Below are 23,946 nucleotides of genomic sequence, written 5' to 3' on the forward strand. Positions count from 1 at the left end.
TTGTTTCTCAATGGCCGCGCGGCGCGTGCGCAGCCAGTTCATCGCCGTAGCGCCATTCCAGCAGCGCCTTCACCACCAGCGTCAGCAGGGCCAGCAGGCCCAGCAGCGAGGCCACGGCGAAGGCGCCCATGTAGTCGTACTCGTTGTAGCGCATCTCCACTTCCAGTGGCATCGTGGTCGTCAAACCGCGGATGTGGCCGGACACCACCGACACCGCGCCGAACTCGCCCATCGCGCGCGCATTGCACAGCAGCACGCCGTACAGCAGCGCCCAGCGGATGTTGGGCAAGGTGACGCGGAAGAACATCTGCCAGCCGCTGGCGCCCAGCGTGCGCGCGGCCTCCTCCTCGTCGCTGCCCTGCGCCTGCATCAGCGAGATCAGCTCGCGCGCCACGAACGGCAGGGTGATGAACACGGTCGCCAGCACCAGCCCGGGCACCGCGAAGATGATCGTGACACCATGATCGGACAACCACGGCCCGAACCACCCCTGCGCACCGAACAGCAGCACGTAGACCAGGCCGGCCACCACCGGGGAAACCGAAAACGGCAGGTCGATGAACGCGCCCAGCAGCGCCTTGCCGCGAAATTCGAAACGCGTCATCGCCCACGCCGCCGCCACGCCGAACACCAGGTTCGACGGCACCGCAAGCACGGCCACCAGCAAGGTCAACTTGATCGACGACACCGTTTCCGGCTGCGCCAGCACATCCAGGAACGCGGCCACGCCCTTGCTCAGCGCCTCGATGAATACCGCCGCCAGCGGCAGCAGCACCAGCACGGCCATGAACCCCATGACCAGCGCGATCAACGCGCCGCGCAGCAGGCGATGACGCCAGCTCAGCGGGCGACTTGCATGCAGGCCACTCATGCGCCGCGCTCCGCCCAGCGCCCGCTCCAGCGTTGCAGCAGCGCGATGGCCACCAGCAGCAGCAGCGAGAAGCCGAGCATCACCGTGCCCAGCGCAGCGGCGCCCGCGTAGTCGAACTGCTCCAGCTTCTGCACGATCAGCAGCGGCGCGATTTCCGAGCGCAGCGGGATGTTGCCGGCGATGAAGATCACCGAGCCGTATTCGCCCACCGCCCGCGCCAGCGCCAGTGCGAAGCCGGTGAGCAAGGTCGGCAACAGCGCCGGCACGATCACCCGCAGGAAGGTCTGCAGGCGGGTGGCGCCCAGGCTTTCGGCGGCCTCCTCCACGTCGCGGTCCAATGTTTCAAGCACTGGCTGCAATGTGCGCACCACGTACGGAAAGCCCACGAAAACCATCGCCACCAGCACGCCAGCCGGGGTGTAGGCGATCTTGATGTCCAGCGCCGACAGGTATTGCCCGATCCAGCCGTTGGGCGCGTAGATCGCCGTCAAAGCGATACCCGCCACCGCCGTGGGCAGCGCGAACGGCAGGTCCACCAGCGCATCGATCAGCCGCCGTCCGGGGAAGCGATAGCGCACCAGTACCCAGGCCACCAGCAACCCGGCCACCGCGTTGAACAGCGCCGCGAGCAGCGCACCGCCGAAACTGAGTTTCAACGCGGCCAGCGTGCGCGGCGCGGAAAGCAGTTGCAGCCAGCCGTCCAGATCCAGCGCCGACGCCTTCCACACCAGCGCCGCCAGCGGCAACAGCACGATCAGCCCGAGGTAGGTCAGCGCGTAGCCCAGGCTGAGGCCGAAGCCGGGCAGCACCCGTCGTCGTCGGTGACCCATGCGTCAGTGGCCCGGACCGATCTGGTCGAACACGCCACCATCGGCGAAGAAGCGCTTTTGCGCCGCACGCCAGCCGCCAAAGGTGTCGTCGATGGTGAACAGCTTCAGCTTCGGAAATTGCGCGCCGTACTTCGCTTCCACCGAGGCCAGCCGCGGCCGGTAGAAATTCCGGGCGATGATTTCCTGCGCCGCGGGTGTGTAGAGGAACTTCAGGTAGGCCTCGGCCAGGGCCTGGGTGCCATGCTTCTTCGCGTTGCTGTCCACCACCGCCACCGGCGGCTCGGCCAGGATGCTGATGGAGGGCACCACGATCTCGAACGCGCCCTTGCCCAGTTCCTTCTGCGCCAGGAACGCCTCGTTTTCCCAGGCCAGCAATACATCGCCCACGCCGCGCTGCACGAAGGTGTTGGTGGCAGCGCGGGCGCCGGTGTCGAGCACCGGCACGTGCTGGAACAGCGCCTTCACGAAGGCATTCGCACTCTCGTCGGTGCCGCCGGGCAGCTTGCGCGCATAGCCCCACGCCGCCAGGAAATTCCAACGCGCGCCGCCGGAGGTTTTCGGGTTGGGCGTGATCACCTGCACGCCCGGCTTGATCAGGTCGCCCCAGTCGCGGATGCCCTTCGGGTTGCCCTTGCGCACCAGGAACACGATGGTCGAGGTGTACGGCGTGGCGTTGTCGGGCAGCCGTTTCTGCCAGTTCGTGGCCAGCAGGCCGCGGTCGGCCAGCGCGTCGATGTCGTAGGCCAGCGCCAGCGTCACCACGTCGGCGGGCAGGCCATCCACTACCGAGCGCGCCTGCTTGCCGGAGCCGCCGTGGGACATGCGGATCGAGGCCTTGTCGTTAGGATGGCTGGCGTTCCATTGCGCCAGGAAAGCGGCATCCACATCGCGGTACAACTCGCGCGTGGGGTCATAGGACACGTTGAGCAAGGTCGCGGCGGCGGCGGTTCCGGCCAGGACGGTTCCGGTCAGCAACACGGCGGCAAGCAAGAGCAGCGATGATCGTCTCATGGCGCCTCCACGGGGTCGGGGGACTGCAGCGTATCGGGGCCTCCGTGGCCCCGCGAAATGGTCAAACGCGATGACGATATGCCGCCCCCTCGCTGCGCAAACCTGGTCGGGAGATGCATGCAATCACGTCGCCGGTTAAGGTTCCGCTAGGGCCTCGCCGCCCTGGAAACGTGTGCCGCCCGGTCGTCGCCGTCCGCCTTCAGGGCCGCGATTTACCCTTCTGCAAACCATGCCGTGCGGTGCCTGCCCTGCGCTGCAGCTTGACCGGGCGCGCGCTTCGCTCAAGTCTAGGCAGGCGGCATCTGCCGCTTCCGCCATGACCGTCCTCGCTGCGTGCGGGCGATGCGCGACCATGACGGCCCGCCATTGTCAGCCGCCAGCGCGGCCTCATGCGGCGCCGCTCATGCCATGAGGCCACGCCCTTTCCCGGGGAGGGTCGCATCGTGTCGCATTCCACGGAACACATCCGCAACATCGCCTTGACCGGGCACGCCGCATCGGGCAAGAGCACGCTGCTGGAAGCCCTGCTGCTGGCCGGCGGCACGATCCAGTCGCCCGGCAGCATCGAGCGCGGCAATACCGTCTCGGACAGCGACGCGCAGGAGAAGGCGCGCGGCCATTCCATCGACAGTTGCGTGGCCAGCATCGATCACGGCAACTGCCACCTCAACCTGATCGACACCGCCGGCTACGACGATTTCCGCGGCGGCACGCTGTCCGCACTGGCGGCGGTGGAAACCGCGGCGATCGTGGTGAACGCGGTCAACGGCATCGAGCACGGCACGCGCCGCATGATGCTGCACGCACGGGCGCGCGGCCTGGCGCGCATGCTGGTGATCAACAAGATCGATTTCGAGGGCGCCGACCTGGCCGCGCTGGTGGACGCGCTGCGCCAGGAGTTCGGCAGCGAATGCCTGCCGGTGAATCTGCCCGCCGGCCACGGCAGCCGCGTGCTGGACTGCTTTTTCCACCACGACGGCGCCACCGATTTCTCGTCGCTGGCCGAGGCGCACCAGCGCCTCATCGACCAGGTCGTCGAAATCGGCGAAACCACGATGGACGTCTATCTGGAGGCGGGCGAGACCGCGCTCACGCCGCAGCAACTGCACGACGCGTTCGAGCAATGCCTGCGCGAGGGGCACCTGGTGCCGATCTGCTTCATCAGCGCCCGCACCGGCGCGGGGGTGCGCGAATTCCTGGAGCTGGCCGAGCGCCTGCTGCCGAATCCGGCCGAGGGCAATCCGCCACCGTTCGTGCGCGCCGACGGTACGCCCTTGCCGATCAGCGCCGACCCCGCCGGCCATGTGGTGGCCGACGTGTTCAAGATCGTCAACGACCCGTTCGTGGGCAAGCTCGGCGTGTTCCGCGTGTGGCAGGGCACGGTGCGCCGCGACAGCCAGCTGCTGATCGACGACAGCCGCAAGCCGTTCAAGGTGGGCCACCTGCTGCGCCTGCAGGGCAAGACGCATGCGGAGATCGACCAGGCCGTGCCGGGCGACATCGCCGCCGTATCCAAGGTGGAGGACATCCACTTCAACGCGGTACTGCACGATTCGCACGACGAGGACGCGATCGCGCTGGCGCCGCCGGCCTTCCCCTCACCGATGTTCGGCCTGGCGGTGCGCGCGCGGCACAAGGGCCACGAGCAGAAACTGTCCAACGCGCTGGCGCGGCTGGCCGAGGAGGACCCCTGCTTCCGCGTGGAGCATCACAAGGAGCTCAACGAGACGGTGGTGCGCGGCCTGTCCGAACTGCACCTGAAAGTGATGCTGGAACGCATGCGCGAGCGTTACGACGTGGAAGTGGACACGCACCCGCCACGCATCGCCTACCGCGAAACCATCGCCACCAGCGCCGACGGCCATCACCGCCACAAGAAGCAGACCGGCGGCGCGGGCCAGTTCGGCGAGGTATTCCTGCGGGTGGAGCCGCTGGAGCGCGGCGCCGGCTTCGAATTCGTCGATGCGGTGAAAGGCGGTGTCATCCCCGGCCAGTTCCTACCCGCGATCGAGAAGGGCGTGCGCCAGGCGATGGAGCACGGCGCCATCGCGGGCTTTCCGCTGCAGGACGTGCGCGTGACCGTCTACGACGGCAAGCACCACGCCGTGGACTCGAAGGAAGTGGCCTTCGTCAGCGCCGGCCGCAAGGCCTTTCTCGACGCCGTGGGCAAAGCCCGGCCGGTCGTATTGGAGCCGATCGTGAACGTGGAAGTGGCCGTGCCCGAACCCCACGTGGGCGACGTCACGGGAGCGCTTGCGGCCAAGCGCGCGCGCATCCTGGGCACCGATACGCAGCGCGGCGGCGAGCGCGTGATCAAGGCGCAGGCGCCACTGGCCGAACTGACCGACTACCCCACCGAACTGAAATCGATGACCGGCGGCCGCGGCCGCTACAGCCTCGACCTCAGCCACTACGAAGCCGTGCCGCCCGCCGTGCAGAAGCAGCTCGGCGAGAGCTGGAAACCGCGCGTCGAGGAGGATTGAAGCGAAGGGCGAATCTGTAGGAGCGCACCCTGTGCGCGATGCTTCTCATGCAAGGCATCGCGCACAGGGTGCGCTCCTACAGGTAATCACGCCGCACGGCGGCGCTTGGGCTTCAGCAGTGTCCCGGTGCAGTGGGGCGAACCGCACAGGCACTGCCACAGCTTTTTCAGCCGCGGCGTATGCGGCACGTCCAGCACGATGCCGTAGTCGTAGGTGAGCTCCTCGCCCGGCTTGATCCTGCGCAGCGCCTCGATCACCACCTTGTCGCGGCGCCGGTCGCCGTCGGCGTTTTCCTCCACCAGTGCGCGGCAGTTGGGCGCGCAGCTGTGGTTGATCCAGCGCGCGCTGTTGCCGCCCTGGTTGGCGTCGATGATGTACTCGTCGTTGAGCGTGAACAGGAACGTGTGCCCGGTTTCGCCGCCATCGCCATACAGCGCGTCCGCCTCCGCATGCGTCAACAGCTTGCCCTTGTACTCGATGATTTCCTCGCCCTTGGCGATCGTGTCGACAGCGAAAACGCCATTGCCGTGGATGGGGGAGCGACGGGCGACGAAACGTCGTGGCATGGAACGAAACCTTCGGCAGAAAAAACCATGATGCCCGTTTGCGCCTGGCCACGAAACCTCACGCTGGCGTGCGCATGCCCAAACATGGTTAGATCATGGGTTCAAACGATCGTTTGGAGAACCTGCAATGTCCGTGTTGCGCTGGATCGTTCCCGCCCTGTTGTGCCTGGCCCTGGTCGCCTGCGGCCCACCGAAGAAAAGCGTGTTTCCGCCCACGGTCACCGTGCAGCAACTGACGGTACTTCCCGGTGGGCAGTGGCGGCTGACGCTGCGTATCCAGAACAACAGTTATTCGGGCATGGATTTCAAGGCGCTGGAGGGCAGCATGCAGGTGGCCGAGCTGGTGCCGATCCGGCTGCATGCCACGTTCGAGCGGGATATTCCCGCGTTTGCCGGCGACGTGATCCAGCTCGACGTGTTGCCCACGGCGGCGATGACGCAGGCGCTGCAGGCCGTCGCGACCAAGGGCAGCGGCGGCTCGCTGGCCTATCGCATCGGCGGCAGCGCTTCGGCCAAACCCGAGCAGGAAGACGCGCCGCGCGATTTCGATTTCAGCGGCAGGGACTGGCTCTCGCCGGTGCCCGGCACGCCCGGCACTTTCCGCTGACACCATCTTTCGAGGAACCGACATGACTGCCTACAAAGCCCCGCTCGATGACCTGCGCTTTGCGCTTTTCGACGTTCTTGGCGCGGAGGAAATACTGACCTCGCTGCAAGGCGGCGAAGCGCACAGCCGCGACCTGCTCGATGCCGTGCTGGAGGAGGCTGGGCGTTTCAGCGAGCAATTGCTGGCGCCGACCAACGCACCGGCCGATGCCGAAGGCTGCCATTACGACAAGGCCAGCCAGACGGTGACCACGCCGAAGGGTTTCAAGGAGGCGTTCCGGCAATTCGCCGAGGGCGGCTGGACCGGCCTGACCAATCCCGAGATTTACGGCGGCCAGGCGCTGCCGGGCGTGCTGGGTACCGCCACCACCGAGATCTTCCAGTCCGGCAACCTGGCCTGGAGCCTGTACCCGCTGCTGTCCGAGGGCGCCACCCACGCGCTGGAAATGCATGGCGAGGAATGGCAGCGCGAGCGTTTCATGAAGCCGATCGTGGCCGGCCGCTGGACCGGCACCATGTGTCTCACCGAACCGCAGGCCGGCTCGGATCTCGGCCTGCTCAAGACCCGCGCCGAACCCGCCGGCACGGACGCCGACGGCCACGCGATCTACAGGCTCAGCGGCACCAAGATCTTCATCAGCGCGGGCGAGCACGACCTCACCGACAACATCGTGCACCTGGTGCTGGCGCGCCTGCCCGACGCGCCGGAGGGCAGCCGCGGCATCTCGATGTTCATCGTGCCGAAGTTCAAGCTCAATGCGGACGGCACGCCGGGCGAGCGCAACAGCGTGGCCGCCGGCGCGATCGAGCACAAGATGGGCATCCACGCCTGCTCCACCTGCGTGATGAACTTCGACGGCGCCGAGGGCTACCTGATCGGCAAGCCGCACAAGGGCCTGGCGGCGATGTTCACCATGATGAATGCGGCGCGCCTTTCCGTTGGCGTGCAGGGCCTGGCGCTGGCCGAGCGCGCGCTGCAGAACAGCCTCAATTACGCGCGCGAGCGGTTGCAGTCGCGCTCGCTGTCGGGCGCGAAGTTCCCCGACAAACCGGCCGACAACCTGCTGGTGCAGCCCGACGTGCGGCGCATGCTGCTGACCCAGCGCGCGTTCGTTGAAGGCTCGCGCGCGCTGGTGCTGTACACCGCGCTGCAGACCGACATCGAGCATCGGTCCACCGACCAGGCAGCGCGCCAGAAGGCCGGCGAGCTGGTGGCGTTCCTGATCCCGATCGCCAAGGGCGTGGTCACCGAGCTGGCACAGGAGTGCACCAAGGAAGCGCTGCAGATCTACGGCGGCCACGGCTACATCGCCGAGAACGGCATGGAGCAGTTCGTGCGCGATGCCCGCATCATCACCCTGTACGAAGGCACCACCGGCATCCAGGCCGCCGACCTGCTGGGCCGCAAGATCCTGCAGTTGCAGGGCGTGGGCGCGAAGCATTTCTTGCAGGAGATCAGCACGTTCTGCCAGCAGCACAGCGCCAACGAATCGCTGCGCAGCCTGATCGCCCCGCTCGCCGTCGCCGCCAGGGAATGGAGCGACCTCACCGTGAGCCTGGCCCAGCGCGCGGCGGCCGACCCGGAGGAAGTCGGCGCCGCGGCCACGGACTACCTGTACTACTCCGGCTACGTCACCCTCGCCTATCTGTGGGCACGCAGCGTGGTGGCGGCCGAAGCAAGCAGTCAGTCCGCGGCATTCAAGCAGGCCAAGCGCGACACTGCCGCGTTCTACTTCGCCCGCATCCTGCCGCGCACGCTGATGCACAAGGCGGCGATCGAGGCCGGCGTGCAGACCTTGCCCGACATCGCCTGAGGCGGGTTCCCTCGGGCGCGCTTGCCGCGCGCCCCCATCCGTCTTCGCCACCTTCCCCCGCAAACGGGGGAAGGAACGGCGATCCTGCCGAAATTTTTTCGCAAACTCCCCCGGTCAACCGACCCACTCGAAACGCGTCGTCCGGCTGACCGGGTCGGCCTGGACCAGGTTCACCTGGACGTCGGCACCGAGCGGCAGCGTGGCCGTCGAGGAAACCGTCGCCTCGATCGCCGGCTCGCGCACGATGACCGTGCCCTTGCGCGGGTCGTCGTGGGCCACCTCGACGATCGCGCCCGGAAACACCTCGCCCACGCGCGGCGCCAGCACCACCGCTTCGGCCAGATTGAGCACCGCGTTCTCGTACTGGCCGGCGCGATGGCCGCAAGCCTGCATCGTGGTCGGCAATCCGGGCAGCGCCGCCAGCACCCATTCCGGCACAGCTTGCTTCGCGCACAGGGCCACGCAGATCTCGCCCACGTAACGATCCACCAGCCGCCGCAATGGCGCGGTGGCGTGGGTGTACTGCGCGGCCAGCGCCGAATGCATCGACTGCTCCGGCACCGCACCGTTGAAGACGGCGTAGCCGGCCCCGCGCAACACGCTGGTGCAGGCGGTGAGCATGGCCACGTGCAGGCTGTTGGACGGGTCCAGCGAACGGATGAAGTCCGGATAGTCGAGCGCGGCGGGCCAGTCGATCGCCAGCGCCCGCGCGGTCAGGCGCAGCCGCGCCAGCGCGCGCGGATCGGGCGGCGGCAGCGTGCGCAGGATGCCGACCCCGGCCTGCACCATCAGATACGCGGCGGCCATGCCGGTCAGCAGCGAGATCTGTTCGTTCCAGTCCTCCACCGGCAGGCGCGCGCGAAAGGCCAGCATCCATCGCCCGTCGGCCACGCTGACTTCCTGCTCCGGCAGCGGCAGGCTCACGCCGCCGCGGGCCACTTCGCGCTGCCGGCGCAGTTCGCCGATCTCGCGCAACACCGCCCACATGGGCTCGGCGGTGCCTGCGTCGAGGCGCTTCTGCACGCTCTCGTAGTCGAGCCTGGCGCGGCTGCGCACCTTTGCCCGCCGCACGTCGACCGCGACGCCCTCGCCGCTGGCGTCCAGCTCGATCGTCCACAACAGTGCCGGACGCAGCTGACCAGGCAGCAGCGACGCGGCGCCCTCGGACAGCACCCTGGGATGCAGCGGGATCTTCGTCTCGCCGCCATACAGCGTCTCGCCGCGTCGATGGGCTTCCAGGTCCACCGGGTCGCCCGCGCTGACGAAGGCGGCGACATCGGCGATCGCGTAATGCACGCGGTAGCCGCCATCGGTGCGCTCCACGTACATGGCCTGGTCCAGATCCATCGCGCCGGCCGGATCGATGGTGACCAGCGCAATGTCGCTGCGATCCAGCGCCGGCCAGCGCGGTTCGGCCGCGGCCGCCGCGGCAGCGGCTTCCACCTCGGGCGGAAACGCCGACGGCAGGCGCAGGTCGCGCTGGATCTCGCCCAGGCCGCGCGAGAACGCCGCGTCGGCTTCGGGCTTGATGTGGAGGCGGCGGGTGGTCGACATGCAGAGGTTTCCTGGCTGGAGATGTTTCGATGGCGCGATCCCTCCAACATACAACCACGCGATCGGCGGCTACCGCGCGCCGGCGGCAAGGTGTAGAAACGACAGCCTCCGCCCCGCCCGATCACGCCATGACCGACACCCGCCTGCTGATCCGCCTGGCCGAAGAGGAAGACGGCGATTTCATCCTCGCGCAGACCACCCGTTTCGTGGACTTCGCGCTGCCGCCGTGGCGGCGCCGGGACGAGTGCATCGGTGGCATCCGCCGCGACCTGACGCGCCATCTGGACGACCAGCCACCCAACAGCTACCTGTTCGTGGCCGAGGACGCCAATGGCGCGCGGGCCGGGTTCATCCACCTGCAGCGCACAGTGGATTTCTTCACCGGGCAAAGCAATGCGCACATCTCGGATCTTGCCGTCGCCGCGCGGCATGAAGGCACCGGCGTGGGCAAGGCCTTGCTGGCGCATGCCGAGACGTGGGCGGCGGAACACGGCTGCCGGTTGCTGACGCTGGCGGTTTTCCCCGGCAACGAACGCGCGCGGGCGCTGTACGCCGCAGCCGGTTTCGCCACCGACCTGCTGCGCCTTGCCAAACCCGTAGCCTGAGCCCGCCCTCGCTCTTTGGCTTCTGCCAATCCCCAATCCCGATTCCCGAATCCCGCAAAAAAACAAGCCGCCCGAAGGCGGCTTGTTCGTCATCGCCGGCAACCACCAACTCAGTTGGTCGTGGTATTGGCCGCTTCGCCCTGTTCGCGCACGCTCAGCCGCTGGGCCACGCGGTCGATGTTGACCAGCGAAAGCAGGTGCGCGTAGATCCAGCCCATCGCGCCGCTGACCAGCAGCTCATGGGTGGTGGCGGCGTCCAGTGCGCGCAGCTTGTCCTCGTTGACCATGAACAGGCCGTTGAGGTTGATCGTCTTGTTGCCCTTCTCCAGCCGCAGGCTGCGAGGCTCCAGCAGGTCGTGCTTGACCAGCTGCTCCATGAACCACTTGGTGCGCGCCACCTGGTCCTGGAATTCACCCAGGAAACCGACCGCCTTGGTCAGCATCTCGCTGTTGCTGCCGTCCTCCTTGAACAGGCGCTCGCCTTCGCTGGTGTTGAAGCCGCTGTAGGCCTCGTCCAGGAACACGGTGAAATCGTCGCCTTCGGCGCCCGCGGGCTTCTCCGCCAGCACGAACGGGTAGCGGCGCACGAATGCCGGGATGTAGGCGTCCCTCTCCCACCGGCCCTCGGCGTCCACGTACAGGTTTTCGTTCTCGCGCAGGCCAAGCACCGCCAGCGGGCCGGCCTCGGCAATCGTCTTGCCGCCAAACACGATCATCATGTCGCGCGCGGCCACCGCGAACTCGGCGCCGGTCAGCGGCACCGAATGGGCGCTGATGGCGAATTTCAGGCTCTCCAGCGGCTTCAGCCGCAGATCCTTGTGTGCGTTGCGATTGAGCGGAACCGGACGCTCGTAGAAAAGGACTTCAGCCACGTTGCCTACCTCTAGCCCCGCCGTGCCGGGGTCGCCACCGAAGCGCCCCCTACCAAACCCGGCGTCGGGGTCTGTGAATGGGCAACTATATCAGCGCCGACGCACGCCGGGAAACCGCGGCAAATGCTTGTTGAGACAGCAGCTTGTGCGCGGCGGAAAGGGGTTTTGGTCTATGCTGGCCGCCATCTGCATCGCGCAAACGCTCTTTCGCTGCCGCTGAAGGAATCCGTACATGCTGATGGAAGTACCGAACCGGCCCGATCTCCAGGCGACCCGCGTGCTGTCGCTGGATGTTTCCGGTCGCATCCTGGACTGGATCAGCTGGCAGGACGCCGTATGTCTGTATGTCCGCGAGGCCGTGGCCTGGACCCTGGGCGACCCGTGCCTGACCGTGCACGGCGGCATCAACCGCCTGCGCGGCGTGCAGAGCCTGCTGCACCTGCACCCCATCATCGCCAGCACCGGCCACTGCCGCGACCACGCGGTGGACCCGGCGCCAGCGTTGACCAACACCGCACTGTTCGCCCGCGACCGCCACCTGTGCCTCTACTGCGGGGAGCATTTCACCCGCGCCGAACTCACCCGCGACCACGTGCTGCCGCTGTCGCGCCAGGGCAAGGACGAGTGGGAAAACGTGGTCAGCGCCTGCGTGGCGTGCAACCTGAAAAAAAGCAACCGCACGCCGCAACAGGCCAACATGCCGCTGCTGGCGGTGCCGTACCGGCCCAGTTGGGTGGAGCACCTGATCCTGTCCAACCGCAATATCCTGGCCGACCAGATGGAGTTTCTGGTGAGCCACCTGCCGCGCAGCCGACGCGGGCCGATAGCGGAACAAGCCAACGCGGCATGACGGCCCGGTAGCCGCGGCGCCAGCTGGCTAGCTGGCGGGCTTCTCGTCGCCGGCCGCGGCGGCCTTCGCTTCCTCCTCGGCGACCTGGCGCTGCTCGCGCAGTTCGCGGTCGATCTCCTCCATCTCCTCGCAGGCTTCGGTCTGCTCCTGCTTCGCCTCCACCTTTTTCCCCTCGCGCGACCGGGTGGCTTCCTCTTCGCGCCGCGCGGCCAGCTTGCGGTAGTTCTCGCGGATGCGCTCGAGCGTGTCCTCGTCCAGGTTCTCCACGTCGAGCAGGCCGTTGTGCGCGGCGGTGGCGCGAATCAGCTCGTCCAGCTTGATCTGCAGTGCCGCGCTGTCGCGGTTCTGACTGTTCTGGATCAGGAACACCATCATGAAGGTGATGATGGTGGTGCCGGTGTTGATCACCAGCTGCCAGGTGTCGCCGAAACCGAACAGCGGCCCCGTGGCCGCCCACACCACGATCATGGCGGCGGCCAGCAGGAACGCGCCCGGCTTGCCTGAATAACGCGCCGTCGCCTCGGCGAAATGACGGAACGATTGCGATACCTTGCCCATGTTGGCCTACCCATGCCTTGACTCCCGCCAGCATCCCGCCTCGTCCGTGTGGCGGATGTGCAGACGCCGCCCGCGGGCCGCCATTTCACGGCGCCACGCTTGCTCCCCCTCGCCGCTGGCCCAACAATACGCGGATGAACGACCTTTCCCGTTTCCCCCACCTCGCCGCGATCGACTCGCCGGCGGATCTTCGCCGCGTGAGCGACGACGACCTGCCGGCCGTGGCCGACGAGCTGCGCCAGTACCTGATCGAGTCGGTGGCCAGCTCCGGCGGCCACTTCGGCGCCGGCCTGGGGGTGGTGGAGCTGACCGTGGCGCTGCACCACGTGTTCGACACGCCGCATGACCGCCTGGTGTGGGATGTGGGCCACCAGTGCTATCCGCACAAGATCCTCACCGGCCGCCGCGACCGCATCACCACGATCAAGAAGAAGGACGGGCTGGCGCCGTTCCCGCGCCGCGCCGAGAGCGAATACGACACGTTCGGCGTGGGCCATTCATCCACCTCGATCTCGGCCGCGCTGGGCATGGCGATCGCCGCGCAGCGCCAGGGAGACCCCCGCAAGGTGGTGGCGGTGATCGGTGATGGCGCGATGACCGCCGGCATGGCGTTCGAGGCGCTCAACCACGGCGGCGACGTGGAGCCGGACATGCTGGTGGTGTTCAACGACAACGGCATGTCGATCAGCGAGAACGTGGGCGCGCTGACCAAGATGATGGCCCGCGCCATGGCCAGCCAGCGGCTCAACCAGTGGCGCGAGCGCGCCAAGCGGGCGATCCCCAGGCAGTCGTTCTTCGGGCGCCTGTTCAAGAACTGGGAGGAGCACGCCAAGGGCATGTTCGTGCCCAGCACGCTGTTCGAGGAGCTGGGCTTCCACTACACCGGGCCGATCGACGGCCACAACATGCCGCAGCTGCTGCAGGCGCTGCGCACGGTGAAGAACCTGCCCGGCCCGCAGCTGCTGCACGTGGTCACCACCAAGGGCAAGGGCTACGCGCCCGCCGAGCAGGCGCAGATCAAGTACCACGCGGTGGGGCCGTTCGACCCGCAGGCCGGTCTGGCCAAGAAGGCGGCGACCAGGCCCACCTATACCGACATCTTCGGCGACTGGCTGTGCGACATGGCCGCCACCGATCCGCGCCTGCTGGCGATCACCCCGGCGATGCGCGAGGGCTCGGGCCTGGTGCGTTTCTCGAAGGAGTACCCGCAGCGTTATTTCGACGTGGCGATCGCCGAGCAGCACGCGGTGACGCTGGCCGCGGGCATGGCCTGCGAAGGCGCCAAGCCGGTGGTGGCGATCTACTCCACCTTCCTGCAGCGCGCCTACGACCAGGCCATCCATGACGTGGCGTTGCAGAACCTCGACGTCACCTTCGCCATCGACCGCGCCGGCGTGGTCGGCCCCGACGGCGCCACCCACGCGGGCAGCTTCGACCTCACCTTCCTGCGCTGCCTGCCGCACATGGTGATCATGGCGCCGGCCGACGAGAACGAATGCCGCGCGATGCTGACCACCGCGTACCGCCACCCCGGCCCCGCGGCCGTGCGCTATCCGCGCGGCGTGGGCTCAGGCGTGGCGGCTCATCACGACCTGGAAACCCTGCCCATCGGCAAGGCGCAGCGGCGGCGCCGCGGCCACGGCCTGTCCCTGCTCAGCTTCGGCGCGATGCTGGAGCCGGCGGCGGTGATCGCCGCCGAACTGGACGCCACCTTGGTCAACATGCGCTTCGTGAAACCGCTGGACGAGGCGATGATCCTGGAGCTGGCCAGGACCCACGAAGGCTTCGTCACGCTGGAAGACAACGCCGTCGCCGGCGGCGCCGGTTCGGCCGTGGCCGAGTGCCTGGCGGCCAACGGCATCACCCTGCCCATCCTTCATCTTGGCCTTCCAGACATCTATCTGGAACACGGCAGCCGCGAGGAAGTGCTTACCATGGCGGGGCTGGACTTGCCGCAGATCCGCGAGGCCATCCACGTGCGGTTTCCGCGATTGACGGCGGCGATCGCCAACGCCAGCTGATTTCTGCAGGAGCGCACCGTGTGCGCGATCGCTTTTCGGGATTCGCAAGAGCAAGAGCAATCGCGCACAGGGTGCGCTCCTACACCGGGTTGCGCGCCCCTGAAACGCGGTCGCGTTGTTCCAGGTCCTGCGCGGTGAACACGTCGGTGTAGCCGGCTTGCTCCAGCAGCGCGCGTGCGGCGTCGCCCTGGTTCCAGCCGTGTTCGAACAGCAGCCAGCCGCCGGGCAGCAGGTGCTGGCGCGCGGTGGCCACGATGCGCCGGATGTCGTCCAGCCCGTCGCGGCCCGAGGCCAGCGCGGTGGCCGGTTCGAAACGCAGGTCGCCGCGCGCCAGGTGGACGTCGCCGGCCTCGATGTATGGCGGATTGGAGACGATGAGTTCGAACCGGGCATCACCCAGCGGCGCCATCCAGTCGCCCTGGGCGAACACCACGTTGCCGATGCCCAACCGCGCGGCATTGCGCGCGGCCACCGCCAGCGCGGCTTCACTGGCGTCAGTGGCAATCACGCGGCAACGCGGCCGTTCGCTCGCCAAGGCCAGCGCCACGGCGCCGCTGCCGGTGCCCAGATCCGCCACCGCACAAGCCGAGTCGCGCGGCAGGCGCTGCAGCGCCAGCTCCACCAGCAGCTCCGTCTCCGGGCGCGGGATCAGCGTGGCCGGCGTCACCTCCAGCTCCAGCGACCAGAAGCCGCGCGAGCCGGTGATGTAGGCGACCGGCTCGCCGCGCGCGCGACGTTCAAGCAATTCTCCATAAACCGTCTGGACGTCCATATCGATGTCGTCCCCGGCGTGCGCGAACAGCCAGCTGCGCGGCTGCCGCACCGCGTGCAGCAGCAGCAATTCGGCCTCGGCGCGATCGCCGAGTTGCTGGGTGGCAGCGGCCAGCAGGTGGCGCACCTCAGGCATCGGGCGATGATCCCCCCGATGGCGGCAGCGGCGGCGGTGCCGCGGCCGGTTTCGGCGCGCTCTTGCGCCAGTGGCCGCCTTGCGTCCAGGCCTCGAAGCCCCAGCGCAGCCAGCCGATCAGCGCGTTCGCCAGCCACAGCGCCCACGCCAGCATGGCGATCTTGTAGACCCACAGCGACACGCTGAGCACGCCGCCACTGGGCAGCACGTTCGCGCTCTGATCGGCGAACCAGTGCAGGTTCCACGCACCAGAATTCTGCCCGGCCACGTGCATGTCCGGCAGGCCCAGCAGGCCGGTCGGCACCGCCCCGATCAGCACGATCAGCGACAGCACCGTGAGCCCGGCGAGGCCGGCCTGCAGCAGGTTGAACGTGGTCACGCCGAACCGCTCCGTCGACGCCCGCGCGCGCAGGCCAAGCAGGATCAGCCACAGCACCACCAGCGCATAGGCGCTCCACGCGAAGGCGGAGAAGCCCAGCCCCAGCAGCAGCCAGTGGTGAAAACGCAGCGGCGTGGGCGCGAACCGCGCCAGCAGCCAGGCGGCCAGCAACAGCACGATCAGCTGCGACCAGTACAGCACCGCCGGCCCTTGCGTCGGGCCCCACGTCCACAGCACCCAGCGGTCCTGCGGCAGCTGCAGCGTCAGCTCGATATTGGCCACCGGCGCGTGCAAGGCGAACACCGGCGTGCGTACGCGGGCGGTGACGCCACGGGGCTCGCGCAGGCGCAGGCGGTAGCCGTGCTCGCCGGGCAGCAGCGGCAGGCTGAGCTTGCCGTCCCGCACGGCCAGCGCGACCGGCTGCCCGTCGCGCTGCGCCTCCAGCAGCTCGGTCCCCGCCGGCAGGTCGATCGCATGCTCGCCGCCGCGGGTGCTGCGTGCGCGCAGGTTCAATGCCGTTTCCGTGGCCCGTTCGCCGGCCGTGCTGGCAAGTTCGACACCGTCGAAGGCCAGGCTGTCGCCCTTCACGGCCGCCGGCTGGTTGAAGGCGAGCTGCAGGGTTTCGCCCGGCAAGGGCCGGTACAGCAGGCCGTCCTCGCTGGCGCTGGCCGGCACGCCCTTCGCCTCAACATGCCACATCGGCGCGGCCTGGATGCTCCACACCTCCGCCCGTTCGCCCAGCGCCGGTGCCTTGAGCGCCAGCGCGGCGACCTGGTCGAGGCGGCTGGTCCAGCTGACCGTGTTGCTGTTGGCATTGAAGGTGACGCTGATCCGCCCATCCCTGACCCGCGCGTCATCGCCCTGCGGATGCTCGCCGGGGAGCAGCGGCAAGGTGATGCTGAAACCGCCCTGCTGCGGCGCGATGCGCTCGGCCACGTTCTGCACGGTCCAGTCCAGGCCCAGGACCAGGGTGCGGGTGAGCTTCACATACGGCGGGAAACTCTGGCTGGGCGGCAGGCGCTTGCCGTCGTCGGTCGTGCGCACGCGGTGCAGCGCAATGCTGTCGCCCAGCGCGCGGCCGTCGTCGGCGCCATCGAGCGACCAGCCCTCGCCGCTGAAACCGACGCGCTGCGGCCGCTGCGCAAAGCGCAGGTTCGTGCTGTCCGCGTCGGCGATGCGGTAATGCAGGCTGATGCGATGCACGCCGCGATCCAGCCGCAGCAGCAGCTGTCCGGCGTCGCGGGTGAGCGGCGCGTCAGCCTGGCCATCCACAGCCACCGCGAGCAAGGGCGTGGCGTCATCGGCCTGCGGCAACGGCAGGGCCACGGGGGCCCCGATGTGGGCCTCCAGCTCGACCTCCAGCGTCTCGCCGCTGGCGCGCAACTGCGCCTGTGCCAGGGCGGCGCAGTTCGGCGCGCACGCCGGCGCTTCGGTGAGGCGGGTGCGCAACTGGTCGAGCAGCTGTTCGCTCGGCATTGCCTGCGCCCGCACGCCGTGCGGCAGCAGCGCCAGCGCCAGCAGCGCCGCACCCGCCACGCCGCGGCCGCGCCAGCGCGGCCAGCGATCGCGCCACGGCAGTCCCAACACCATGACCAGCCGCCCCAGCAGCACCGCCAGCAACAGCACCATCACCACCCGCAGCAGGCGCACCAGCCATGCCGGCGCAATCACCAGCCGGCTGCTCTGCTCCACCGTCACCGGCCCGGACCAGCCGAGGCGGTAGTTGTTGCCCTGATCCCAATGCGGCATGCCGGCGCCGGCCTGGACCACGCTGCGGGGGTCGAGGCGATCGGCCGACTTGTCGACGGTGGCCGCGGCGATACGGACGTTGACGCCGGACCGCGATGCCAGCCGCGGCGATGGACTGGCCATGCTCGCCATCTCCGCGATCGCGGGGGCCGGCGCGGATGGAGCCGGTGGCGCGGGCGGCGTAACGAACTCGTCCCGCAGAACACGCTCCTTTTTCTGCGGATGTGCGTGCTCCACCCCCTGTCCCTCAAGCTGCGGATGCAACGCGTACTGCAGCTGGCTGGCGGCGAACGGCAGGGTCGACAGCACGGTGAGCGCAAAGACGACCATGGCGCCGATGCGCGCCGTCGCACGCAGGCGTCCTTCGGGCAGCGCCCGCAGCAGCAGCGCCAGTGCCAGCACGACGGCGATGCCCCACAACGGCGCGCCGTTCTCGTGCTGCGCCAGCACCAGGTAGCCCGCCGCCAGCAACGCCCACGGCCAGCCCAGCAGCCGGCCGGCCAGCAGGGCGACCAGCGCCAGCACGAACAGGTCGAGCAGGCTCCACTGGGCCACCCACGAATCGGGTGAGCGATCCACGCCGACCGCGCCCAGCAGGCGATAGCCGGCCGGCAGGTGCAGGGTGGCGTCGATGCTTTCCAGCGGCACCTGCCAGCCGGCACTGGGGATCGCGCCTGCATGCGCGGCCAGGCGCAAACCTGCGGCGAGATCGAGCGTGCGATCGCGCAACTCGACGCCGCCGGCACCGTGTTCGCCTTGAGTGACCAGCAGCGGATCGCCGGCCTGGCTGGCGCGCTGCAATTGCCACGGTGCCGCCACGTCCAGCCGCTGGCGGTGGCGCAGTTCACCCGTCAGCGTGTCGGCGACGCTGAGGCCGCGACCATCGAAGTCGAGCCACATCTGCCGCTGCAGGCGCAGCTGGTCACTCTGCCCGCCTTCGCCGCCACGGCTGCCCTGCTCGATCGCCAATCCCGCATCGTCATCCAGCACAAACGCCGGCAGCTCGCTCCACTCGCCCGGCACGCCCGCCTGCGCGGCATCGGTGGCATGGCCTTCGACGCGCGTGCTGCGCAGACCGGTGTCGTCGGCATAGCTCCAGATTTCCTGGCGCGGCCACGGCGCCGCGGGCAGTTTCAGCGCCACCTTGTGCAGCGGCGCCAAGCTTCGCGCGTCCAGCGACACGGTCCACTCCCCCGGGCGCAGTTGCACGCGCAGCCGGCCATCGCTTTCCAGCCGCGACGGCAGCTCGCCGGACAGGGCGGTGGCGACGAAGCCGGCCGGCAGCACCGGCCCCAGAAGTTGTTCGCGCGCACTGCCGCTGACGGTGAGCTGCAGCCGGGTCTGCAAGGTGGCCGGCAGGCCATCGTCGAGGCGGCGATAAACGCGCAGCGACAAGGCGTCGGCGGCGCGCTGCGCGGCGGCCGCCTCGCCGAGGGTGAGCTGGTCGCCATTGCGCTCGACGCGCGCCACCGCGGCGCCATCGACGGTCAGCGCCACCAGCCCGATCGCGGCCGGCACGCGCAGCCGCGCCGGCCGCGCCACCCACGGCAGCGTGCCGCTCAGTTGGTAATCGCCCGGCGCCAGCCACAGCATCGGCACTCCGCCGCGTTGCAGTACGGTGGCCGCCTGACGGTCGATGCTGACCTGTTGCGGCCAGTTGCGGGCATCGCCCGGCAACGCCACCCAGCTGGCCGCATCCACGTGCACGTCAAGACGGAAACGGCCGCCGTCCTTGTCCGCCTCCACGGTCAGCCGGCCCGGCCACGCGCAGCGGTAGCTGCCATCGCCGGGCATGCGGCCGGCCAGAAACGGGCAGTCGTGCTGCGGCACGTCGTGCAGCACCCAGCCCTGCCAGTCGCGCAGCGGCGGCGGCACGTCCTGCGCCAGCGACGGCACAGCAAACAGCAACCACAGCAAACCCAACAGCCCAAGACCGGGCAATCCTGGCGATCGACGACGCATGCATTTCTCCCTGTGTGCCTGCTGGCCGGCACAGTGTAGGTGCAACGCGGCGCGCGCAGGGCGCGCCATCTCCTGCGTCCACGGCCGATACAATCCGCCGGGAAAAGCCCGCCATTTCAAAATCGCCCGGTTCGCACGTCTCTGACAGGAGAACGCCGAAAACCCGCGCCGAGCGCCATGACCCTGCTGCCGATGGACAGCCCGTACCGCATGGAACATCCCCGCCACCAGGCCCCGCGCGAAGGCGGCCCTTCCGCCCATGCCGGGCAGGTGGCTGCGCTGTATCGCGATCATCACGACGCCCTGGTGGCGTTGCTGCAATGCCGTCTCAGTTCGCGCACCGACGCGCAGGAGATCGCGCAGGAAGTCTATGTGAAGTTGCTGACGATGAATGACCTCACGCACGTGGAATCCCCGCGCGCGTTCCTGTTCCGCATGGCGATCAACCAGTCGATGGACTACCTGCGCAAACGCGTGGTGCGCGCCAACGCGCCACCCGACCCGATGGACGACAACGTGCACGCCACGCCATGGCCCGAGCAGCACCTGTGGGCCAGCCAGCAGTGGAAGAAGGTGCAGGCGGCGCTGCGCGAGCTGCCTGCCAAGGCCAGCCGCGCGTTCGTGCTGCACGTGGTGGAGGGCCGTTCGTTCGCCGCGATTGCGACCGACATGAAACTCAGCGAACGGATGGTCCGCTATCACGTCAGCCATGCCATGGCGCACTGTCGAGAACGCTGTTTTGCACCGGAGGCGCCGTAATGGCCAACACGACCGAGTTCGGGAAAGACCCCATGCATACGGCGGCGATCTGGTGGACGCAGCTGCGCGATCCGGAGCCTTCCACCGACCTGCTCGACCGCTGGAGCGCGTGGATGGCGGCCGACCCCGCCAACGCGCAAGCCTTCGCGCAGCTCAACGTCTTGGGCGAGGCGGTCGCGCACGCGCCAAGTGAGCAGCGCCAGCAGTTGATCGACGAGTTCGCTCCCCGCCGCGCGGCTCGTCCGCGCCGCCCGCTGCTGGCCGCCGCCGCGGCTGCCGTGATCGGCCTGGCGTTGGGCAGCTGGTGGCTGCTGGGCGGGCGGCTGGACATGGCCGCGCCATCGCAGCAATACACCAGCGCCGTGGGCGAGGACCGCGACATCCAGCTGGCCGATGGCACGGCGGTCCAGCTCGGCGCCGCATCGACCTTGACCACCCGTTACGCCGACGATCGGCGCGCTGTCGACCTTCGCACCGGCGAGGCGTTTTTCACCGTCACCCATGACCGCGACCGCCCGTTCGTGGTCAGCGCCGGCCCGTTGCACATCGAGGACCTGGGCACCGCGTTCAACGTGCGGCGAACCGGGCAGCGGGTCAGCGTGGCGGTGACCGAGGGACGCGTGCGGCTGTCGCCGTCCGCCGGCGCATCGCCGGGTGGCGGCGCCGCCTCCGGCCGGCTGGATCTGGTGGCCGGGCAGCGCGCCGAGTACGACCCGGCCACCGGCGCGATCAGCGTTTCCGAAGTGGCGGTGGAGCACGCGGCGGCGTGGCGCCGGCATCGGCTGGAGTTCGTCAACGAGCCGCTGTCGGCGGTGCTGGCCAACGTCAACCGCTACAGCCGCCAGCCGATACAGCTGGCCGATCCGCGCCTGGGCGAACTGATGTTCACCGGCACCGTCAACACCACTACCATCGACAGCTGGGTGGGCGCCCTGCCGCATGTTTTCCCGGTGCAGGTAAGCACCTTCGCCGACCACGTGGTGCTTTCGAGCGCCGGGCAACCCTAACCGGATCACGCGTCGATGCAGGGCAGGCAAGATGGCGGAACGTAAGCGCCACCGCCGCGATGGGCGCACGCCGCGGAGCTGCCGATGACGCCGCGCCGCGCGGCACGATGGCTGCGGCCTGCGCTGCTCGCCTGCCTGGCGTGGGGTGTTGTGGCGGGCTGTCCCGATCGTGCCGACGCCGCGCCAAGCCTCTCGCTGAGGGACGGCAAGACCCGCTTCTCGATTCCGCCGCAGCCGCTGTCCAGCGCGCTGATGGCGCTGGGCCGCCAGGCCGACGTGCAGATCCTCACCTCCAGCACCGCGATCGCGGGGCGGCGTAGCACCGGCACCACCGGCACGTTGAAGGTGGAGGCCGCGCTGGCGCATCTGCTCAAGGGCACCGGGCTGGATTACGAGGTGATCGGCCGCCGCACGGTAGTGGTACGCCAGCGCGATTTCACCCCCGCGATCTCCTACGAAAGCCGGCTCAGCGGCACCAAGCCCAGCGTGCCGATCGTCTCGACCCTGGATGCGGTGCAGGTTTCCGGCCTGGTGCTGTACGACGTGGGCTTCATCGGCAAGACCACCCGCGGCGCCACGCGCACGGATGCGGCGCTGACCGACCTGCCGCAGTCGGTGAGCATCGTCACGCGCGACCTGATGGATTCGCGCCAGGCCTTCGAAGTGGCCGACGTGGTGCGCCACGTGGCGGGCGTGGATTACGTGGACGGTTTCGGCGGCCCGCCGCTGTTCCGCATCCGCGGCTTCAGCACCGGCAACGGCCTGACCGACGGCATGCCCAACGGCGTGGCACGCATCGAGGATCTGCCGCCGCTGATCGGCATCGAACGGGTCGAGGTGCTGAAGGGGCCGGAGACGATCCTCGGCGAGCCCTCGGTGGCCGACAATTTCGGCGGCTCGGTCAACATCGTGATGAAGCGGCCGCAGGCCGAACCGGTGCGGCAACTGATGTTTTCCACCGGGCGCTACGACGGCACGCGGCTGGGCATCGACCTGGCCGGACCGCTGGATCCGCAGGGCAACCTGAGCTATCGCCTGATCGCCGCCGGCAATCGCGCCGGCCGCACGGTGCAGGGCTACCACGGCCAGCGCAGCGGCTACCTGGCGCCGTCCATCGCCTGGCAGGGCGACACCACTTACCTGCTGCTCGGCCTCGAGTACATCGACAACCGCGTGCCGGTGCCGGACCACACCGTGCTGCTGGGCCCCTCGTTGGCCGAGACGTCGTCATTCAACGTATTGCTGGGCAGCCCGGACGACCACGCCAGGTTTCGCACCCGGCGCGCGTTCTACATGGCCGAGCAGGCGCTGGGCGAGCGCTGGAGCCTGCGCAGCCGCGGCCAGTACGTGAGCCAGCGCAGCAGCGGGCAGGCCTGGGCATTCTCCGATACGCAGCGTTTCGGCCTCACCGAGGCAGTGGCCAGCACCTACCGCTATGCCGACGCGTTCTACACGCTGCAAAACGAGCTGGCGGCCAGCTTCGACCAGGGGCCGCTGGTGCACGACGTGCTGCTGGGCGTGGACTATGCCCGCACGCACACCGGCGACAGCGCCGAATCGGGCATGCGCACCACCGGCGCCACCATCAACGCCGAGCTGCAGCTGCTGCCCTCGGTCACCTCGCAGGACGCCAAGCTGATGCGCACGCGGCCGCTGGGCGGCGCCTGGTCCAGCAACACCGGGATCTTCGTGCAGGACCAGTTGTCGATCGGCGAGTCATGGAACGTGCTGGCGACCGTGCGCCACGCCACCTACGAACTCACCGGCGGCCAGGCGCCCACCACGCGAAAGTCCAAGTGGGTGTCGCGCCTGGGCGTGGTCTACAAGCCCGCACCGGACCTCTCGCTTTATGCCTCCAGCAACACCGGCTTCCAGGTGGACGCGCTGCTCGGCGAGGATGGCCGCCCGCTGCCGCCGTCGGTGTCGCGCCAGATCGAGGTGGGCACCAAGCTGGACCTGTTCGACCAGCGCGCCCGACTGAGCGCAGCGTGGTACCGCATCCGGCTGGATCACGGCATCAACCGGGTATCGCCGGAACCGCCGCACTTCGCCGTGCCCGGCCCGGGCCAGACCAACAGCGGCGTGGAGGTGGAGTTCCAGGGCCAGATCATGCCCGGCCTGGACATATCGGCCAGCTACACCGGCGCGCGCGTCCGCAACCACGACGGCAGCCTTCCGTACGGCGCGCCGCGGCATCAATGGAACGCCTGGGCCAGCTACCGCTTCCAGGGCAGCGCGCTGCAATCCTGGGGCGTGGCCGGCGGCGCGTTCGCGCGCTCGCGCACCCGCGGCCGCGTGGAAAGCGGCGGCTACTTCGACATCCCCGGCCAGCTCAGCGCCGAGGCCAACCTGACCTGGTACGGCAATGCCTGGTCGGTGACGCTGGGCATGAAAAACCTGTTCGCGCGCACCCTGTACGCGGTCAACGCCGAATCGTCGTTCGTGCCGGTGCGCGAGGGGCGGACGTTCCTGCTCAGCGCCACCTGCGATTTCTAGCCTGGAAAAGCCCATTTCGTCATTCCAGCGAACGCTGGAATCCAGT

The 23,946-nt window shown here is 68.9% G+C and carries 17 protein-coding genes and 1 pseudogene; 9 read left to right on the top strand and 9 right to left on the bottom strand.

Annotated elements, in window-relative coordinates; all coding sequences use genetic code 11:
- Positions 1-7: 7 nt before the first annotated feature.
- From cysW to ABD017_RS09245, 3 genes are read right to left on the bottom strand one after another with little or no spacing between them, the layout of a single operon-like run.
- Complete coding sequence (gene cysW / locus ABD017_RS09235) at positions 8-871, bottom strand: sulfate ABC transporter permease subunit CysW (RefSeq protein WP_343882453.1); 864 nt, start codon at positions 869-871, stop codon at positions 8-10.
- A complete protein-coding gene (gene cysT / locus ABD017_RS09240) occupies positions 868-1,701 on the bottom strand; it encodes a sulfate ABC transporter permease subunit CysT (RefSeq protein WP_343882454.1) in 834 nt (277 codons plus the stop codon). The genes cysW and cysT overlap by 4 nt, the downstream gene beginning before the upstream one ends.
- Before the next feature lie 3 nt (positions 1,702-1,704).
- Positions 1,705-2,712, bottom strand: a complete 1,008-nt coding sequence (locus ABD017_RS09245) for a sulfate ABC transporter substrate-binding protein (RefSeq protein ID WP_343882455.1) — start codon at positions 2,710-2,712, stop codon at positions 1,705-1,707.
- 443 nt (positions 2,713-3,155) lie between these two features.
- Between ABD017_RS09245 and fusA the strand changes: the two genes are divergently transcribed.
- Positions 3,156-5,195: an elongation factor G gene (fusA, locus tag ABD017_RS09250; RefSeq protein ID WP_343882456.1), complete on the top strand. Its 2,040-nt coding sequence runs from the start codon at positions 3,156-3,158 to the stop codon at positions 5,193-5,195.
- Positions 5,196-5,281: 86 nt separating this feature from the next.
- On the opposite strand, the gene ABD017_RS09255 is transcribed toward fusA, so the two are convergent.
- Entirely contained in the window at positions 5,282-5,761 is a 480-nt protein-coding gene (locus ABD017_RS09255; protein WP_343882457.1) for an SET domain-containing protein, read from the bottom strand.
- 127 nt (positions 5,762-5,888) lie between these two features.
- On the opposite strand from ABD017_RS09255, the gene ABD017_RS09260 reads away from it, so the two are divergent.
- Positions 5,889-6,368 (top strand): hypothetical protein, encoded by a 480-nt coding sequence (locus ABD017_RS09260; protein ID WP_343882458.1) that lies wholly within the window; start codon positions 5,889-5,891, stop codon positions 6,366-6,368.
- A gap of 22 nt (positions 6,369-6,390) precedes the next feature.
- Positions 6,391-8,181 carry an acyl-CoA dehydrogenase C-terminal domain-containing protein gene (locus ABD017_RS09265; protein WP_343882459.1) on the top strand — a complete coding sequence of 597 codons (1,791 nt, stop codon included), beginning with the start codon at positions 6,391-6,393 and terminating at the stop codon, positions 8,179-8,181.
- A gap of 114 nt (positions 8,182-8,295) precedes the next feature.
- On the opposite strand, the gene ABD017_RS09270 is transcribed toward ABD017_RS09265, so the two are convergent.
- Positions 8,296-9,735 carry an RNB domain-containing ribonuclease gene (locus ABD017_RS09270; RefSeq protein ID WP_343882460.1) on the bottom strand — a complete coding sequence of 480 codons (1,440 nt, stop codon included), beginning with the start codon at positions 9,733-9,735 and terminating at the stop codon, positions 8,296-8,298.
- 128 nt (positions 9,736-9,863) lie between these two features.
- Between ABD017_RS09270 and ABD017_RS09275 the strand changes: the two genes are divergently transcribed.
- Positions 9,864-10,340, top strand: a complete 477-nt coding sequence (locus ABD017_RS09275; protein ID WP_343882461.1) for a GNAT family N-acetyltransferase — start codon at positions 9,864-9,866, stop codon at positions 10,338-10,340.
- A 110-nt stretch (positions 10,341-10,450) separates the two neighbouring features.
- Here ABD017_RS09275 and ABD017_RS09280 read toward each other — a convergent pair whose 3' ends face one another.
- Positions 10,451-11,212 carry a SapC family protein gene (locus tag ABD017_RS09280; protein ID WP_343882462.1) on the bottom strand — a complete coding sequence of 254 codons (762 nt, stop codon included), beginning with the start codon at positions 11,210-11,212 and terminating at the stop codon, positions 10,451-10,453.
- A gap of 232 nt (positions 11,213-11,444) precedes the next feature.
- Here ABD017_RS09280 and ABD017_RS09285 point away from each other — a divergent pair, with 232 nt between their 5' ends.
- Positions 11,445-12,062 carry an HNH endonuclease gene (locus tag ABD017_RS09285; protein ID WP_343882464.1) on the top strand — a complete coding sequence of 206 codons (618 nt, stop codon included), beginning with the start codon at positions 11,445-11,447 and terminating at the stop codon, positions 12,060-12,062.
- A 174-nt stretch (positions 12,063-12,236) separates the two neighbouring features.
- Here ABD017_RS09285 and ABD017_RS09290 read toward each other — a convergent pair.
- A pseudogene (locus tag ABD017_RS09290) lies at positions 12,237-12,620 on the bottom strand (low affinity iron permease family protein); the annotation flags it as partial.
- A gap of 134 nt (positions 12,621-12,754) precedes the next feature.
- On the opposite strand from ABD017_RS09290, the gene dxs reads away from it, so the two are divergent.
- Complete coding sequence (gene dxs / locus ABD017_RS09295) at positions 12,755-14,641, top strand: 1-deoxy-D-xylulose-5-phosphate synthase (protein WP_343882467.1); 1,887 nt, start codon at positions 12,755-12,757, stop codon at positions 14,639-14,641.
- Between the two features lie 79 nt (positions 14,642-14,720).
- On the opposite strand, the gene prmC is transcribed toward dxs, so the two are convergent.
- Both prmC and ABD017_RS09305 read right to left on the bottom strand, forming a co-directional pair.
- Positions 14,721-15,548: a peptide chain release factor N(5)-glutamine methyltransferase gene (gene prmC, locus ABD017_RS09300; RefSeq protein ID WP_343882469.1), complete on the bottom strand. Its 828-nt coding sequence runs from the start codon at positions 15,546-15,548 to the stop codon at positions 14,721-14,723.
- Positions 15,541-19,638, bottom strand: coding sequence for a hypothetical protein (locus ABD017_RS09305; RefSeq protein ID WP_343882471.1), 4,098 nt, complete (start codon positions 19,636-19,638; stop codon positions 15,541-15,543). Before ABD017_RS09305 ends, prmC begins: the two co-directional genes overlap by 8 nt.
- Positions 19,639-19,815: 177 nt before the next feature.
- Here ABD017_RS09305 and ABD017_RS09310 point away from each other — a divergent pair, with 177 nt between their 5' ends.
- The 3 genes from ABD017_RS09310 (at position 19,816) to ABD017_RS09320 (ending at position 23,900) form a co-directional block, all read left to right on the top strand.
- Entirely contained in the window at positions 19,816-20,397 is a 582-nt protein-coding gene (locus ABD017_RS09310; RefSeq protein WP_343882473.1) for an RNA polymerase sigma factor, read from the top strand.
- Positions 20,397-21,404, top strand: coding sequence for a FecR family protein (locus ABD017_RS09315; RefSeq protein WP_343882475.1), 1,008 nt, complete (start codon positions 20,397-20,399; stop codon positions 21,402-21,404). Before ABD017_RS09310 ends, ABD017_RS09315 begins: the two co-directional genes overlap by 1 nt.
- Before the next feature lie 84 nt (positions 21,405-21,488).
- Complete coding sequence (locus ABD017_RS09320) at positions 21,489-23,900, top strand: TonB-dependent siderophore receptor (protein ID WP_343882477.1); 2,412 nt, start codon at positions 21,489-21,491, stop codon at positions 23,898-23,900.
- The last annotated feature ends 46 nt before the right edge of the window (positions 23,901-23,946 follow it).

The sequence above is a fragment of the Rhodanobacter caeni genome (assembly GCF_039523575.1).
Lineage (GTDB): Bacteria > Pseudomonadota > Gammaproteobacteria > Xanthomonadales > Rhodanobacteraceae > Rhodanobacter > Rhodanobacter caeni.

Excerpts from the sequence above, each read along its gene's own strand:
- cysW (WP_343882453.1), bottom strand. The coding sequence starts at position 871 with ATGAGTGGCCTGCATGCAAGTCGCCCGCTGAGCTGGCGTCATCGCCTG.
- cysT (WP_343882454.1), bottom strand. The coding sequence starts at position 1,701 with ATGGGTCACCGACGACGACGGGTGCTGCCCGGCTTCGGCCTCAGCCTG.
- ABD017_RS09245 (WP_343882455.1), bottom strand. The coding sequence starts at position 2,712 with ATGAGACGATCATCGCTGCTCTTGCTTGCCGCCGTGTTGCTGACCGGA.
- ABD017_RS09255 (WP_343882457.1), bottom strand. The coding sequence starts at position 5,761 with ATGCCACGACGTTTCGTCGCCCGTCGCTCCCCCATCCACGGCAATGGC.
- ABD017_RS09260 (WP_343882458.1), top strand. The coding sequence starts at position 5,889 with ATGTCCGTGTTGCGCTGGATCGTTCCCGCCCTGTTGTGCCTGGCCCTG.
- ABD017_RS09265 (WP_343882459.1), top strand. The coding sequence starts at position 6,391 with ATGACTGCCTACAAAGCCCCGCTCGATGACCTGCGCTTTGCGCTTTTC.
- ABD017_RS09270 (WP_343882460.1), bottom strand. The coding sequence starts at position 9,735 with ATGTCGACCACCCGCCGCCTCCACATCAAGCCCGAAGCCGACGCGGCG.
- ABD017_RS09275 (WP_343882461.1), top strand. The coding sequence starts at position 9,864 with ATGACCGACACCCGCCTGCTGATCCGCCTGGCCGAAGAGGAAGACGGC.
- ABD017_RS09285 (WP_343882464.1), top strand. The coding sequence starts at position 11,445 with ATGCTGATGGAAGTACCGAACCGGCCCGATCTCCAGGCGACCCGCGTG.
- dxs (WP_343882467.1), top strand. The coding sequence starts at position 12,755 with ATGAACGACCTTTCCCGTTTCCCCCACCTCGCCGCGATCGACTCGCCG.
- prmC (WP_343882469.1), bottom strand. The coding sequence starts at position 15,548 with ATGCCTGAGGTGCGCCACCTGCTGGCCGCTGCCACCCAGCAACTCGGC.
- ABD017_RS09305 (WP_343882471.1), bottom strand. The coding sequence starts at position 19,638 with ATGCGTCGTCGATCGCCAGGATTGCCCGGTCTTGGGCTGTTGGGTTTG.
- ABD017_RS09310 (WP_343882473.1), top strand. The coding sequence starts at position 19,816 with ATGACCCTGCTGCCGATGGACAGCCCGTACCGCATGGAACATCCCCGC.
- ABD017_RS09315 (WP_343882475.1), top strand. The coding sequence starts at position 20,397 with ATGGCCAACACGACCGAGTTCGGGAAAGACCCCATGCATACGGCGGCG.
- ABD017_RS09320 (WP_343882477.1), top strand. The coding sequence starts at position 21,489 with ATGACGCCGCGCCGCGCGGCACGATGGCTGCGGCCTGCGCTGCTCGCC.